Raw genomic sequence first — 14,451 nt, forward strand, 5'->3', positions numbered from 1 at the left:
CGGTGAGCCAGGTGAATGAGTTGCGACGAGGTCGAACCCGAGTAAGCGTCACTTCGATGAAGTCCAACAGACAGCACCAGGACCGAGAGCAGGTGGCGCAGCACCAAGGCGTGGGCCGCGAAGGACAGGCGCCCGATCCCGCGGAACGCACAGCCCAACTGGTCGACCGAAGCGAGCGACTCTTCATGGGCTCCACTGCCGCATTTGGCCGGGCCGCATCCAGACCCACGAGCCCAGTCGGAGGGTGTGCTCGGTGAAGTCGACCGTGCGCCGCAGCGAGCCGCTGGCGAGTACGAGCATCTGGAGTACCAGTTCGACAAGAAACCTATTCAGCCATCAAGAATTCGACCAGAAGCGCCAAGCGATTAATCCCGCGACAATGAGAACTCCGATTAAAGTTGGCCCCGCTCAGCCGACAAAAACCAAAGCTATACCTTCCCAAAAGTCGGTCTCACACTTGCCAGACTGGCCCTTTATCGTCATATCCGCCCTCGGAATTACTAATTCGAAAAACAGAGGGCGGCAAGACTACCACCTGGCCGATGACTCTTCATGCAGTTTCAGCACGCCGAGTCGAGCCCACCAGAGAATGTGGCCGTTGAGCTGCCAAGACCTCCGTTCCAGAGGCGACCAGCCGAGCGATAGGCCAAGTCTAGAAAAGTCCAAATTCTACATGGCAGCGAAATTCCACCGCATCACTACAAGGTGCGAGAACGCGGCAATCTCCACAATTTCGTAGCCATGCACAGAAGCAGCCGTGCACTCCCAGGCATTTGGCCAGGGTTGACTCGGCCCAGGACTGCGGGCTGGTCCCGTGGATCGGTCAGGTTCGCCGAGCGGGAAAGGGCAGGACCTTCGCGAGAGTGGGCGGCGACAGCGTGGTCAGCGCCGTGCGGGAGGCCAGTTCACGACCCTTCCCCGCCGTGGAACAGGACTCGATCTGGGGTCGGGTTCGACGAGAACCAGCAGGGTGCGGGTTCGGTCGACGAGGTGTGACACCACGGTGGGCAGGTCCACGGCCGACCCCGAGGACGCGGCGACGGCGCGTAGTCCCGCAGGACGAGCACTGGCACCGCTTGCTCGAGAAGCAGGTCGCACGCCCACGCGGTGGGATTCCGATCGCGAGGAACAGATGCGCCCAGGGCCTCGGCCAGCGCCGAGGTCACCTCGTCGGCTCGCAGGCCGCTCGGTGACGACCACAACGCCCGGCGCCGCCGAGCGACGTCCTCCCACCGTGCGACCTTCCTCAACCCCGTCCTCTCAGGTAGCCGGCGTCGGGAAGTCCGGGCAGGCGCCCGATGTGCCGCCAGTACGTCCGCACCGCCGCGGCCACCGTCCACGACAGGTCCGGCTCCTGTCCCGCGACGGCCACCGCCACCTGGCCCTGGCCGTGGCGGATCACCATCTCCGGCTCAGCCCGAACACCACGTGGTCGTCCAGGTCCGCGAGGCGCGGGGAATCGACGGGAGCGTCCAGGTACGCCGCCCACCGGTCCGGGGTGGCCTACGGCGAGGTGTCCATGACTGGTTGTTCGCAGTTACGCCCGTGATCGGATCAGTGGCTCATCAGCCGGGCGCAAAGGATTCCGGGGCAGGCAACACGGCAGAGGTGCTCAGAACCCCGCTCGGCGAAGCCTGCCCGCGGCCCCCAGAGCCGGACCGACTCCAGCCGAGCAGGACGTTCATCGCCGGGTCCCCACCACGCGATCGGCCACGTCTCGAACCAGGGCGCCAGGCCACGATCGAGCACACCGCGCGGATCGGTCACCGTCCACCTCGGGCCGAGCACACCAGGCGTGGCATCGGAGACCAAGCTCGGGTCGAGCTTCTTCAAGCGTCGCCCCAACAACCCGTTTAGGGCCAGAACGGCATCACCGAGGAGGAATCCGGCTCTGTGTGGCTCCTTGACGGGACGCACCACCAGCTGTCGGGTCGGGTCGTCCGCGCCTGCCCGCACGGCGGGACAGCGCCACAGGATCTCCGGCCCGTTCTCCCCCGAAGCCGGGGTCGCCACCGCCGTCCAGACAAGTCCCTGGCGACGTCCAGGGCGAACGGTACGTCTCGGGCGTGGAGTCGGCGACGGTGGTCGATCTGGGCCGTTGAAGACCGCGGTCACACCTGGAGCCTGCGGTCAGGCCAGCACCTCGGACAGGTCGTTCAGCAGCGTGGCCTTCGTCTTCGCGCCAATGAACTGCTTCACCGGTTTGCCGCCTTGGAGAAGGATCACGGTCGGGATCGACATGATCCAGTAGTCCCCCGCGATGCGGGTGCTCACGTCCGGCACAGTCACCTGGGAACGGACGCTAAACGAGCGCCGTGCAGCTCTCGCGTATCCCGCTCGGAGGTGCGAGCAGTCGCCGACATCACTTCGAGCAACCGCGTTGGCGCGTGACGCGTCTCGACTAGTGGACCACCACCGCGCTACCTGCCGGTAACTCACGAGGACGGGGCACGATCATGGAACACGGCCCCCGCGACCACGGTCGTCCCGGCCGGGCAAACCGCATACCGCCTTCCGCTCGGCAAGCCGACATCGCGAACGCCGCCACCGTGCGCACCGATCCGAAACCGCTCGGTCCTCGCTCGACAGCACGGTCCCGTTCGTCCGCGGCGGCGAGCGGAGCACGTGCGGCCGGTCGTGCGGTCGTGAGCCTGCTGTCGGTAGCGGTGCTCGTGGCGTGCGGTTACGGCTACACCAACCTCACCTCGTTCCAGCAGAACCTCACCACCACTGATGTGATCAGTGAACACGGCGGTGGTGACAAGCCGCTCGACGGCGCCGTGGACATCCTGCTGGTGGGCATGGACAGCCGCACCGATTCCAAGGGCAATCCGCTGCCCCAGCAGGTCCTCGACGAGCTTCAGGCAGGCGGCAGCGACGACGGCGGTTTCAACACCGACACCATGATCCTGTTGCACATCCCCAACAACGGCAGCAGGGCCGTCGCGATCTCCTTCCCCCGCGACTCCTACGTCGACATCGCGGGCGGCTACGGCAAGCACAAGCTCAACTCCGCCTACGGCGCGGCCAAGAACGACGCCGCCGCCGAACTCACCGCCAAGGGCGAGACCGACAAGGCCGTCGTCGAGACCCAGTCGCGGCAGGCCGGGGCGCGCAACCTCATCGCCACGATCGAGAACCTGACCGGCGTGACCGTCGACCACTACGCCGAGGTCAACCTGGCCGGGTTCTACGAGATCACCAAGGCCATCGGCGGTGTGGACGTCTGCCTGACCAACGCCGTCGACGAGCCGAAGTCCGGCGCCCGGTTCACCGCGGGCGAGCACACGATCGAGGGCAAGGACGCGCTGGCGTTCGTCCGGCAGCGCTACGACCTGCCGCGCGGCGACCTGGACCGCATCGTGCGTCAGCAGGTGTTCCTGGCGGGGCTCGCCACCAAGATCCTGTCCACCGGCGTGCTCACCGACCAGACGAAGCTCCACGACCTGATCCAGGCGGTCACCAAAGCGGTCATCCTGGACAAGGACTGGGACATCCTCGGCTTCGCCGGCCAGATGCACGGTCTGAGCGGCGGCAACATCGAGTTCACCACGATCCCGACCGGCAGCCTCGACCTGCGGACCCCCGAGGACGGGTCCGCCGTCGAGGTCGACGACGCCCAGGTGCGCGCTTTCGTGCAGTCGCTGACCGCCGACCCGCCGCCGAGCGGAAGCCCCACCACGTCCGCACCGACATCACCTGCCGGGGCGGCCAAACCGGAGCAGGCGCACGTGAGGGTCGACGTGCGCAACGGCTCCGGCATCCCCGGACTGGCGACCTCGGTACTGGGCACGTTGACCGCCCAGGGCTATGGCGAGGGGACGACGGGCAACGCCGAGAAAACCCTGGCGACCTCGGTTGTGCTCTACGGCACCGGGGCCGAAGCGGGCGCCGCATCCGTGGCGAAGTCGTTGGGTGGCCTGCCCGTGCGGTCCGATCTGGTCGTCCCCGAGGGGACGGTGAGGGTCTTCCTCGGACAGGACTACACCGGCCCGCAAACCAGCCGTTTCGCCAACAGCCCGAACATCGCCTTGGACGGCAAGAGGCAGCCGGTGACTCCGGCGGAGCAACCCATCACGGCAGGCGGCATCAGCTGCGTCAACTGATCACGTGTCCACCTCGTACTCTGGACTTCCCCACTCGCAGACTGTCCTACTGGGAAAGGTGTCCTCATGTCCGACTACGACATGTCCGCGTTGCGGGAACTCGCCGACAACGGCGACGAGGACGCCGTCGACGAGCTCATCCAGCTCGCGGGCGAGCTCGGTGACATGGCCGAGCTGCGGCGGCTCGCCGACCAGGGCAACTCCACCGCGGCGGATCAGCTGATCGAGCTCGCGACCGAACGCGAAGACCTGGACGAGTTGCGGCGCTTGGCCGACCAGGGCAACCTCACCGCCGCCGAGCAGCTCGACGAACTCACCTCCGAGTGACGTCTAGCCGACGTGGACGACCGGCCTGCGGGCCGGATCCGGTTCCGCCTGGCGCAGCACTTTTCGGGTCAACGGCGGCACGTCGCCTTCGCCGGTGAGCAGGTAGCCGAGCATCTGCGTCACGGGATTGGCTTCCATCCAGTCGAAGTAGACGTGCGGCAGCCTGTCGGTGGTGTCGCGGATGTGCAGCAGCAGTGCGGCGATGGCGTTGGGGATGGCGGGGGCCTCCACGCGCAGGACGCGGTAGCCGAACCGTTCCTCACCGCTGACCCGGAGCACGTCCTCGAAGTCCGAGGAGTCGTGAACGGTGACTTCCAGGAACAGGACGGGGTCGTCGGCGGGGATGTGGTGGTCGGCTCGTTCCTCCTGTTCCTTCTCGCGGTACTCGGTCTCGTCGCGGTCGTCGGGTTCGTTGGCGATGATCCGCAGCTTGTGGTCGGCGTGGTCGTGGAGGAACCGTTCGGCCAGTTCGTCCATGTCGACGCTGGCGACGCGCAGTTCGGTGAAGCGGGTCGCGCGGGAGATGACCGAGGTGACGATGATGAAGAACTAGGCGATCTTCACGCCGTCGGGCCGTTCGATGATGTTCGCGGCGGTGGTGTACACGAGAAGGGCGGTGGCGCGGTGCTCGCCGCAGCGGCGCGCCGACAGGGTCGCGGGGAGTGCGGCCGAGGCGATCGCGGTGAACACCAGTACCAGGGGTCGCATGGCGCGGGTCCAGCCCGGTGCCTTGCCGTAGCGGGGCAGGTATCGCGGCACGATGAAGGCGAGCGAAGGAGTGTGGGATGGGAGCCGACCCGCACCAGGCGAGTTGGAAGAAGAGCAGCTACTCGAACGGGCAGAACGGAGCGTGCGCTGAAGTCGCTTTTGCCGGGCCCGACGTCTGGGTGAGGGATTCCAAGAACCCCGTGGGTCAAGCGATCGGTGTCGATGTCGTCAAGTTCACCGAGTTCGTCAGTGCGATCAAGGCTGGCTGCTTCGACCTGTGAGTTTCTCGACGGTCTACGCGGCGCGGTTGTCGATGGCAATGAACCGGTAGCAACGACCTCGCCATCGCACGACCTCAACCACGCAAAGCAAGGTCCTTCGCTGCAGCGATCATGTCGCCAACCACTTTTGGACCGGCACCCGCGAGCCAGTGCACGATGCCGAGGTTGCGCGCTACATCAGCCGTACTCGACACCACCCTCTTGAAGTACCGCACATCCAGACCACGTGAGGCGAACACCTCCCGATTGAGGTATCCGGCACCGGATGGTCCGCAGAGGTAGGTCGTGGCCTGCACAGCACGGGTGAGGTCTGCCAATCGCGCCGAGCGCTCCGTGCTCGCATCGAATGCGCTGCTGCGCACGATGACACCTCGCCATCCGACGAGGTCCAGGACGGCGCGGGTGGTGGTCTCGGCGATGTCGGCCAGCCGAGCTCCGTCGTGGATCAGCGGCACGACCTCACCGAGGACTTGGTCGACCACCGACCAGTGCGCACCGCGTCGGTAGTGCTGCCGGAGCAGCCGCTCCACTCGCAAAGCGCTGCGGTCGCCCTCGCACAGCAGGACCTCGCGAATGAGGGTCGGGCGGCCCGATGGCCGGTGAACCGGCAACGTCAGCCACCGCGGGCAACCCCATGGCTCTGGCATGGCCACTCGGGTGCGGTGCTGGTAGTCGCGGGCGGCGAACTGGACGTCGTCCAGGACGACCCAGATGTCAGCGGCGTAGATCTTGGCGATGGTGCCGAGCCTGGGGAAGAAGTTGGGTTGGTGGATCGCGCAGACCGTGCCGTTCGCGGCCATGCGCGGCTATCGCAGCAGGCGGCTGTCGAAGCCGTCGCGCAGCAGCCGGTCGTAGGCCTCGGTCGCCCCGGCGGGGACGTGTTGCTCGGTGGCGAAGCCGAGCTTCGGGTATTCCACGACGCGCTGCAGGTCGCCGACGAGCATGTCGATGACGAGCTTCTCGTCGCCGATGCTGCGCACGTAGTCGGCCAGCGACAGTTCCTCGGACGCGCACACGACGTCGACCTCGGGCCACACCGCGCCGCACGTGGCGAACGCGCGCCGCTGCATGTACGGCTTGCTCACCAGCAGCACCGTGGTGGGTGTGATGCCGTGCTTGTCCAGCAGCAGCCGGGACAGGCGGATGTTGTCGCCGGTGTTGGCCGCGTCCGGCTCGACCAGGATGGCGTCGTCGGGCACGCCCAGCTCGAGGGCGCGTTCCCGGTAGTGCACGGCCTCGCCGCGGGGGAAGCGGGCGGCGCTGGTGGGGCTGGTGGCGCCGGTGAACACCAGCAGCGGGAACAGGCCGTCGTGGTAGAGCGTGGCCGTGTGCTCGGCGACGCCGAGGTCGTGGCTGCCCAAGCCGATGGCGACCTCGCACGGGGTGAGCTCGTGGCCCATCTGGTGGTAGTTCCAGATCAGGTGGGCGTCGGCGCGGTTCTGGTCGGTGATCGCGGTGTTCGCGGTCGTCACTGGCGGGTTGCTCCTGTGCTCATCGGGCGTTGCGTTGAAAGGCGCCCTGGATCGTGGTGATGCTGGCGAGTTGGTGTGACAGACCGTAGCGACCGGCTCTCTGCGCGGCGTGGGAGAGCATCCTCAGGCCTTGGTCGGCGGTGTGCGGGTCGGACAGCAGGATGTGGGCGTGGGCGGTGTCCAGCCGGACCAGTTGCATCGGGGTGTCGACGATGGTCGCGTTACGGGCGGTGTCGATGTGGCGCAGGGCGGCGTCGAGCTCGCCGAGGCCGCGGTGAGCGAGGGCGAGTTTCTGCTGGGCCACTGCCCAGTCCTCGGGTTCGTCGAGGTCGTCGAACGCGCGTAACGCGGTGGTCATGGCGGTGATGGCGTGGGTGTCGCCATCATTCTTCTTGCTCAACGAGGTGCCCACCCACAGTCGTGCGCGGGTGCGATCACGATCTCCGAGCCGGTGGTCGGAGGCCAGGATGTCGTAGTGGCGGGCAGCGGACTCCAGCTGTCCGGACATCTCCTCGATCACCACCTGTCCGAGTTCGACCTGGGCCATGCGGCGTGGGCTGCCCAGGGTGCGGAACAGGCGGTGCGCGTCGCGGTAGCTGCTGTCGGCGGAGTGCGCCCCGCGGAGCCTTCCCTGGTCGCGGTGGATGTCGCCGAGCACGACGAGCGTGCGGGCGTACAGCTGCAGCCCGTGTCGGTCGAGGTCGGGTGGGCTGTAGCGGAGCAGCCAGCGCTGGGTCAGGCGGGCGGCGAACTCGAACTTCTGCTGGGCGACACAGGTCGCCGCACGGGTCAGGTCGTCGGACCAGGTGTCGCGGTCCCATTCGTCGGCCGGGTCGTGGATGGCGATCCCGGTCGTGAGGCTGTGCTCGTCGACCAGGCGCTGGAACCGTTGACGCGCGTCGGGCTCGGCGCGGGTGAGTGCGGTGTCGAGGATGGCCTGGGTCCGTGGTAGCGGTGAGGTGGAGTCGGTCAGGGCTGCCCACTTGGAGACCGTTCGGGCGGACACGCCGAGGTAGTCGGCGAAGTCGCGCACGCTCATCCGCAGCGCACGCCGCAGGAGCAGGGCTTCGTGCCCCGTCCACTGCCCCAACGCCCACATCCGGTCCTCCCTCGGTGTTCATGCAATCACGGGTGGTGAGCGGAGTGCGACGCAAGTACCACGCAAGTGCGACAGCGGTTCATTCCCGATCCGCGGTCAGCACGCCAGGCTGGTGAGCAGCACCACAGGCCCCAGACGGTGGTGGTGTCGGGACGAGAACCAGTCTCCCGACACCACCACTTCCAAGCCTTCGATCCGCTCGTCTGCTTGATCCCTCCGCGACATCCCAGAACGGAGCAACCACATGACCTCCGCACTCACGAGCACGGCCGTCGAGACGCTGATCCCGGCTGCCCTGCGCACCCGCTTGGCGGGGCAGTTGATCAACGAGCACAGCGGCATGACCGGGGACGAGGCCGTACGGATCGTGGACCAAGCCGTGGCGTTCCTCAAGACGTGCGTCGACAACCCCGGCAAGCACTTCCGGCCGAGCAGGAAGGTCGATCTGGGGTGGCACCAGTTCATCTTGAACACCGTCGACTACGCCGAGTTCTGTCAGCGCGTGGCGGGGTACTTCATCCACCACGTGCCCGACGAGTTCACCTCTCCGGGTGGCGGGTCGGCCGAGACGGCGAGGGTGTTGAGCCCTACGGTGGAGGCGATGAGGGCGTCCGGGTTCGTGGTCGACGCCGAGTTGTGGTCGGTGGTGCCGGGTCAGTGCACCCAGTGCCACCAGGGGTGCACCAACTGCGGTCAGGGCGACGGCGTACTTCGGTTGGGGATGAGGGGATAGATGACGGTTCGTCGTGCATGGGACGACCTGCCCGGAGCCGCCAGGCAGGAGGTGGAGCGCACCATCGGGACGGTGGTGAAGGCCGTCTCGACTCCGGGTGGCCGGAACTCCGAGCTTTCGGAGACGCTGTGGACCGACAGCGGGCCGGTGTTCTGCAAGGGAATCTCGACGGAGTCGCCGATCTCCTACATGCACCGCAACGAGATCGCGGTAAGCCCGTACCTTCCGGCTGACCTCGCACCCCGCCTGCGGTGGCACTTCGAGGTAGGGGGCTGGCTGCTGCTCGGATTCGAGCACTTGCTCGGGCGGCACGCCGACCTCACGCCCGACTCATCGGACCTGCCGCTGGTGGCGGACGCGGTGACCCGAATCGGCGTCGCTACCGTTCCTCGGACGGCGACCGGCGAACCGCGGCGGATATCCGATCAGTGGTCCCGCGCGCTGAAGCGGGAACGCGAGTTCCCCACGGCCCCCAGCACGGACCCGTGGACAGTTGAGCACGCCTCGCTCCTGACCGAGCTGGCTGACCTCGCGCCCTCTTTCATGGAGGGTTCCGTGCTCATCCACTCCGACCTCAACCCCACCAACTTCGTCGTGTCCGATCGCGCAAAGGTGGTCGACTGGGCGTGGTGGCAGACAGGTGCGGCGTGGTTCGATCCCGCCTATCTGGTCATCCGGCTCATAGCAGAAGGCCACGACCCGCAATCAGCGGAGAAGTGGGCGCAGCAGTTCGAAGCCTTCACAGCGGCACCACCCGAAGCGATCACCGCGTTCGCCGCCTCCGCAGTTCGTCTGTGGGAGCGCCGGTTCGCTCATACCGCGGCCACAGAGGCCGCTCGACGATGGGCCCAGTATCGAACGAGCTGACAGGCAAGCGGAACCGCAGACCAAGTTCCCAAGCACGACTTTCCCTGCTGACGAACTGCGGGGCCGTTGAAGGTCGACAACGCAGCTTCCGCCCGGACCTGTCGTGGCTCTAGGAGATCCGGCTAAACCTGGACCGGTGTTGCAGGCGCCGACCGTGCTGCTGCCCTATCTGCAAGGTGGGACCGGCTGCGCCCTCGTGAGGTAGCGGAAAGACGAAGCGGGGCGCGGTGTCCGCATGCCGCGCCCCGCTTCACACCCCCAGGGGAGTTAGCTCTTCCAGGTGATGGGTGACTTGATGTAGTCGTCGCCCTTGTCGAAGGTTGCCGCGGTGATCTCCGAGCCCTCGCGGGTGGCTTGGAGGACGCAGGTGTCGTACTTCGCGCCTGCTGTGGTGAAGTCTTTTTTGGCGGTTGTGGACTGGCACTTGTCGATGTCGCCGCTGATGATCACGCCGGTGGACTTGCCGTCTGCGCCGAGGGCTCGGAGGCTGACTGAGCTGTAGGCCAGGTCGCTGCCGTCTACGTTCTCGACGGATACGCGGATGTAGTACGGGAGTAGGCCCTTGGCCTTGTCGCCGAACTTGGCCAGGTCTGCGTTGTCGCCCTTTTCGATCGCGGTGACCGTCAGGGCGATCGTGCCGTTCTTGTCGGTGCCGTACTTGAACGGGACCACTGCGCGGTCGCCCACCTTCAGCGTGGAGCCCGGTTTGGTGACGTCGCCTGCTGGGGCCTTCGGGAGAGAGGCCGCGCTGGAGGCGGTGGTCGGGCTGACGGCGCTGGTGGCGGCGGTGACCGGTGGGGTGGAGTCCGATGGGGACGCTGTGCCCGCGGTTTCGGTGGCGCAGGACGACAGCAGTACTGCGGTCACGCCGATGGCGGCGGCTAGCAGGGGGCCACGGGCGTGCGTCACTGGATCTCCTTGATCGGCCCTCGCCGGACGGCGGCCGGCGAGGAGGTGCGAGTCGACCCCGCGAACGCGGTTCCAGGGGTCTGCTCGGACGGTATCCGTGATCACCGCTGGGCTCTGTGGGTCGTTCGCACCACACGCCCATGACGGTTGGGTCACAGGTCGTCCACGCCGATCAGGCCGTCCTGGATCGCGCGAGCCACCAAAGCCGCCTTGGTGGGGGCCTCGCGGCCGATCTGGGCGTACTTGATCCGGATGCGCTCCAGGTGGGAGTTGACGGTGCTCGCGGTGATACCGAGGCGCTGTGCGACGAAGTCCTTGGACTCCGACTGGAACCACTCGACCAGGACCTCGGTCTCGCGCGCGGACAGCGCGGGTCGGTGGTCGGAGCGGTCACCCGCCAACGCGCCCGCCAGCGACGGCGGCGTGTACGGGTCGCCGCGGCCCGCCGCGCGGGTGGCCTCGACCAGGTGGTCGGCGCCCTCGGCCTTGGTCAGGTAGCAGAGCGCGCCGAGTTCCAGGCAGGTCAACGCGGTCTCGTCGTCGGCGCGCATCGAGTACACGACCACGCGGCGGCCCGCCTCCACGAGTCGGCGCAGGTCGCCCAGCGCGGGGGTCGGGCCGCCGAGGTGCAGGTCGAGGATCACGACGTCGGCGTCCGCGCCCTCGCCGAGCCACGCCACCCGCACGTCCTCGCCGCCCGCGACGACCGTGATCGGCGGGGTGCCCGAGCCGAGCCAGTGGGCGACGCCCGCCCGCACGGCCGGGTGGTCGTCCACGACCACCGCTGTCAGGGGTGACTCCATCTCGCCTCCGTCCTCGTCCGCGTTCCGTACGTGCCGCACTCCACTCGGACGAGCGGCGACGCCCGCGCGATCCCCTCGGCGGACGCGGTGTCCGCCAGCACGGCCACGCGCACCTCGTTCTCGGTGCGCAGCACGCTGACCCGCGCTCGGGTGAGCGTCTGCGACAGCGCCACCACGAGCGGACCGGTCAGCTCGCGGCGCACGACCGTCGGGACCGGCACGGCCGTGCCGCTGACCGCGAGCGACACCTCGATCCCCCGCCGTTCCGCCGCGTCCACGCAGGCGCGGACCTCGTGCACGAGCGGGTCGGGCACGTCGTCGTTCTCGGCGAACAGCCTGCGCAGCTGGGTGCCCGCGAGCGCGCAGCGGCGGCGGGTCTCCTCGTCGCGCGGGTCGAGGGTCCGGTCGGCCAGCCCCACCAGCAGCGGCAGCGTCGCGCCGAGCTGGCCCGCGAACGTCAGCCGCCGGTCGCGTTCCCACTGCTCGGCCAGCGCCGCGCGGGTCGCGGTCCGGTCGCGGTCGGCCGCGACCCGCACCGCGAGCCGGGTCTGCCGCCTCAGCACCAGCGTGATCACCACGATCGCCGACTGGAACCCGAGCACGCTGAGCACCACGACGCCCGCGTCGCCGACCTCCACCCGGTCATGGTCGCCGACCAGCACGAACTGGGTGACGCTGGTGGCGATGTGCAGGCCGAGCGCGACGACCAGAGGCCCGATCCGGTCGACCAGCAGCACCAGCAGGTGCCACCCGACCAGGCCGAACGACCAGTGCACGTCCAGGAAGTACCTGTCGGCGGGCAGTGCGGCGGTGGCCACGGCCGACGCGGCCAGCACCACGACCGCCCCGCCGCCCGCGACCACAGCGGGCAGCGGTTCTCGCCGCACCAGCCAGGCCGCGCACACCGCCGTGACCAGCGCCAACACCCCGAACGCCGCGTTCTCCGCCCACGCGGGCCGGTAGTCGGCCTGGTGCAGCAGCAGCGGCGACGCGCAGATCCCGACTTGCACGACGGCGGTCACGCCCACCAGCACGATGCGCGTGTTCGCGAAGAGCCGGACGTCCGGCGGCAGGTCAGCCACGCGGCCACGCCAGCCGCACGGTGGTGCCCTCGCCGGGCCGGGAGTCCACGGTGGCGCGGCCGCCGACCGCGGCCATCCGCTCGACCAGCGAGCCGCGGATGCCCCGGCGGTGCTCGGGCACGGCGGCGGGGTCGAAGCCGTGGCCGGTGTCGGTCACGGTGACCACCAGCCCAGTGCTCTCGGGCGCCACGCTCAGCCCGGCCTCGCGGACGCCCGCGTGCCGCTCGACGTTCGCCATCGCCTCGCGCACGGCCCGCACCAGCGCGAGCGTGACCGGCACGGGCAGCAGCGGCACGTGCTCCCACCGGGTGTCGACGGCCAGCGGGCTCTCCTCCACGACGGCGCGCAGCGACGACTCGACGTCGACCAGCCGGTCGTCCAGGCCCTGCCCGCCGGAGGCGCCGGTCAGCACGTCCAGGTCGCGGCGGGCGAAGTCGGAGACGCCGTCCACCGTGCCGCCGCCGACCAGCAGGAACGTCGCCGAGGCCGTGTCGTGCAGCAGCGCCAGGTATTCGCGTTCCCGGCGGCGACGCTCGGCCGCCAGCAGTTCGGCGCGTTCCAGCGCGGCCTGCCGGGCGCGCAGCACGTCGACCCGGCGGGCCGAGCGGACCAGCAGCAGGAACGCGAGCCGGGCCAGCGCGCACTCGACGAGCACCCGCAGGATCGTGATCGGCGGTCCACCCGCGGCGATGAACACGGCCACCAGCCCGGCGGTCACGGGCACGGTGACCTTGAGCGGCCACTCCCACTGGAGGGTGATCGCGGTGATGGTCAGGACGTTGAGCGCCCACAGGGTCGGCCCGGTCGCCGCGCACACCGCCCCGGCCCGCACGACGGCGAAGCCGAGCGCCACGACCGTGCCGCGGGTGCGGGGAGCGCAGTCCGCCACGCCCGCCACCAGCACGACCCCGATCAACCCGAGCCCCTCGGTGACGTCCGGGACGGCGAGCACGCCGAACACGCTGACCACCGCGAGCCCGATGCCGCGCACCGGTCCGGCGAAGCGCCCGACGGCGAGGCGGAACCCCGACTCGACCGCACCGGGTGGCATCGCTCCCCCAGACGTCGTCGAATCGGCTGGGTGGAGTATCGCCGGTCGGGGGAACGGGTGCAGCTCGGAGGTCAGTCGGCGCGGCGGCCGAGTGCGGCGAACACCGGCAGCAGCACCAGGGAGAGCATCAGCCGGGTCACCTGGAACGCCATGACCAGCGGGGTGTCCGACTCGGTCGCGAGCGAGAGGCCCAGCACCGCCGACAGGCCTCCGGGCGTGGACGCGAGGTAGGCGTCGTAGGGGCTGATGGACGTGGCGCGGCTGAGGCCGTAGCCGATCAGGGCGCACGCGGCGACGGTCGCCACGATCTGCACGCCCGCCAACGGGAGCACGCGCGCCACGGTGCGGAGTTCCTTCAACGACAAGGAGAAGCCGATTCGGAGGCCGACGACCAGGAACGCGCCGCCGAGCGCCGCGGCGGGCATCGCGGGGTGGGTGAAGAGGCCGCTCGACGCCAGGCCGAAGGCCGCGAGCATGGGCCAGATCAGCGCGGCTCCGGCGAAGGCCAGCAGTCGGGCGGCGATCAGGCCCGCCGTGACGGCGAGGACCGCGAACAGTGCGGAGGCGGCCGGGCTGGTAGCCGTCTGCGCGCCGACCGGGCGGGTGCCGGGGCCGAGCAGGAGCACCACGGCGGGCAGTGAGACCAGGACGAGCAGCACCCGAAGGTATTGCACGACCATCACGACCGGTTCGTCCGCGCCGGCTTCGCGCGCGCCGGTGATGAACCCGACCGCTCCCCCGGCGACCGACGAGAACACCGCCGTGCGGCCGGACACGGTCGGCAGGAGGCGCAGGACTTGGCCGATCCCGACGCTGACGGCGAGGGTCGCGGTCACCACGACCAGCACGGCGGGCCAGTGCCGCGCCACCTCGGCCACCATCGTCCGGTCGGCCATCACGCCGATCGACGCGCCGATCACGCCCTGTGCCACCGCACCCGCGAACCGGGTCGGGCGTGGCTCGCGGCGGCCGGACAGCGCCGCCGCGAGCCCGCCCCGCCCACCCCCGAACAG

Annotated in this window: 16 protein-coding genes and 1 pseudogene; 5 read left to right on the forward strand and 12 right to left on the reverse strand. The window is 69.1% G+C overall.

Annotated features, from left to right (window positions below; all coding sequences use genetic code 11):
- Positions 1-1,246: 1,246 nt before the first annotated feature.
- Both ACFWW9_RS34765 and ACFWW9_RS34770 read right to left on the reverse strand, forming a co-directional pair.
- Complete coding sequence (locus ACFWW9_RS34765; protein WP_390386452.1) at positions 1,247-1,405, reverse strand: hypothetical protein; 159 nt, start codon at positions 1,403-1,405, stop codon at positions 1,247-1,249.
- 725 nt (positions 1,406-2,130) lie between these two features.
- Positions 2,131-2,259 (reverse strand): annotated as a pseudogene (locus ACFWW9_RS34770) (thioredoxin family protein); the annotation flags it as partial.
- A gap of 386 nt (positions 2,260-2,645) precedes the next feature.
- Between ACFWW9_RS34770 and ACFWW9_RS34775 the strand changes: the two are divergent.
- Together ACFWW9_RS34775 and ACFWW9_RS34780 are read left to right on the forward strand one after the other, a co-directional pair.
- Positions 2,646-4,106, forward strand: a complete 1,461-nt coding sequence (locus tag ACFWW9_RS34775) for an LCP family protein (RefSeq protein ID WP_390386454.1) — start codon at positions 2,646-2,648, stop codon at positions 4,104-4,106.
- A 66-nt stretch (positions 4,107-4,172) separates the two neighbouring features.
- Complete coding sequence (locus ACFWW9_RS34780) at positions 4,173-4,433, forward strand: hypothetical protein (RefSeq protein ID WP_390386456.1); 261 nt, start codon at positions 4,173-4,175, stop codon at positions 4,431-4,433.
- Positions 4,434-4,436: 3 nt separating this feature from the next.
- Here the strand turns inward: ACFWW9_RS34780 and ACFWW9_RS34785 are convergent, their stop codons facing one another.
- Both ACFWW9_RS34785 and ACFWW9_RS34790 read right to left on the reverse strand, forming a co-directional pair.
- The gene (locus tag ACFWW9_RS34785; protein WP_390386458.1) at positions 4,437-4,910 is read right to left on the reverse strand and encodes a hypothetical protein; all 474 of its coding nucleotides are present in this window, start codon (positions 4,908-4,910) and stop codon (positions 4,437-4,439) included.
- A gap of 72 nt (positions 4,911-4,982) precedes the next feature.
- Entirely contained in the window at positions 4,983-5,141 is a 159-nt protein-coding gene (locus tag ACFWW9_RS34790) for a hypothetical protein (RefSeq protein WP_390386460.1), read from the reverse strand.
- A gap of 77 nt (positions 5,142-5,218) precedes the next feature.
- Here ACFWW9_RS34790 and ACFWW9_RS34795 point away from each other — a divergent pair, with 77 nt between their 5' ends.
- Positions 5,219-5,422 carry a DUF397 domain-containing protein gene (locus tag ACFWW9_RS34795; RefSeq protein WP_390386462.1) on the forward strand — a complete coding sequence of 68 codons (204 nt, stop codon included), beginning with the start codon at positions 5,219-5,221 and terminating at the stop codon, positions 5,420-5,422.
- A gap of 74 nt (positions 5,423-5,496) precedes the next feature.
- On the opposite strand, the gene ACFWW9_RS34800 is transcribed toward ACFWW9_RS34795, so the two are convergent.
- From ACFWW9_RS34800 to ACFWW9_RS34810, 3 genes are read right to left on the reverse strand one after another with little or no spacing between them, the layout of a single operon-like run.
- The gene (locus tag ACFWW9_RS34800; RefSeq protein WP_390386464.1) at positions 5,497-6,222 is read right to left on the reverse strand and encodes a WbqC family protein; all 726 of its coding nucleotides are present in this window, start codon (positions 6,220-6,222) and stop codon (positions 5,497-5,499) included.
- A gap of 6 nt (positions 6,223-6,228) precedes the next feature.
- Positions 6,229-6,894 (reverse strand): YdcF family protein, encoded by a 666-nt coding sequence (locus tag ACFWW9_RS34805; protein WP_390386466.1) that lies wholly within the window; start codon positions 6,892-6,894, stop codon positions 6,229-6,231.
- 19 nt (positions 6,895-6,913) lie between these two features.
- Positions 6,914-7,993 (reverse strand): hypothetical protein, encoded by a 1,080-nt coding sequence (locus tag ACFWW9_RS34810; protein WP_390386468.1) that lies wholly within the window; start codon positions 7,991-7,993, stop codon positions 6,914-6,916.
- Between the two features lie 244 nt (positions 7,994-8,237).
- Here ACFWW9_RS34810 and ACFWW9_RS34815 point away from each other — a divergent pair, with 244 nt between their 5' ends.
- The gene (locus ACFWW9_RS34815) at positions 8,238-8,726 is read left to right on the forward strand and encodes a glycine-rich domain-containing protein (RefSeq protein WP_390386470.1); all 489 of its coding nucleotides are present in this window, start codon (positions 8,238-8,240) and stop codon (positions 8,724-8,726) included.
- Positions 8,727-9,593, forward strand: coding sequence for a phosphotransferase (locus tag ACFWW9_RS34820; RefSeq protein WP_390386472.1), 867 nt, complete (start codon positions 8,727-8,729; stop codon positions 9,591-9,593).
- Between the two features lie 267 nt (positions 9,594-9,860).
- Here the strand turns inward: ACFWW9_RS34820 and ACFWW9_RS34825 are convergent, their stop codons facing one another.
- From ACFWW9_RS34825 to ACFWW9_RS34845, 5 genes are all read right to left on the reverse strand, one after another.
- Positions 9,861-10,502 carry a hypothetical protein gene (locus ACFWW9_RS34825; RefSeq protein WP_390386473.1) on the reverse strand — a complete coding sequence of 214 codons (642 nt, stop codon included), beginning with the start codon at positions 10,500-10,502 and terminating at the stop codon, positions 9,861-9,863.
- Positions 10,503-10,654: 152 nt separating this feature from the next.
- Entirely contained in the window at positions 10,655-11,305 is a 651-nt protein-coding gene (locus ACFWW9_RS34830) for a response regulator (protein ID WP_390386475.1), read from the reverse strand.
- Positions 11,290-12,387 (reverse strand): hypothetical protein, encoded by a 1,098-nt coding sequence (locus tag ACFWW9_RS34835; protein ID WP_390386477.1) that lies wholly within the window; start codon positions 12,385-12,387, stop codon positions 11,290-11,292. The genes ACFWW9_RS34830 and ACFWW9_RS34835 overlap by 16 nt, the downstream gene beginning before the upstream one ends.
- Positions 12,380-13,438: a sensor histidine kinase gene (locus ACFWW9_RS34840; protein ID WP_390386478.1), complete on the reverse strand. Its 1,059-nt coding sequence runs from the start codon at positions 13,436-13,438 to the stop codon at positions 12,380-12,382. Before ACFWW9_RS34840 ends, ACFWW9_RS34835 begins: the two co-directional genes overlap by 8 nt.
- A 71-nt stretch (positions 13,439-13,509) precedes the next feature.
- The coding region (locus tag ACFWW9_RS34845) for an AbrB family transcriptional regulator (RefSeq protein ID WP_390386479.1) at positions 13,510-14,451 on the reverse strand (942 nt) is incomplete at its 5' end.

The organism is Umezawaea sp. NPDC059074 (genome assembly GCF_042738955.1).
Classification (GTDB): domain Bacteria; phylum Actinomycetota; class Actinomycetes; order Mycobacteriales; family Pseudonocardiaceae; genus Umezawaea.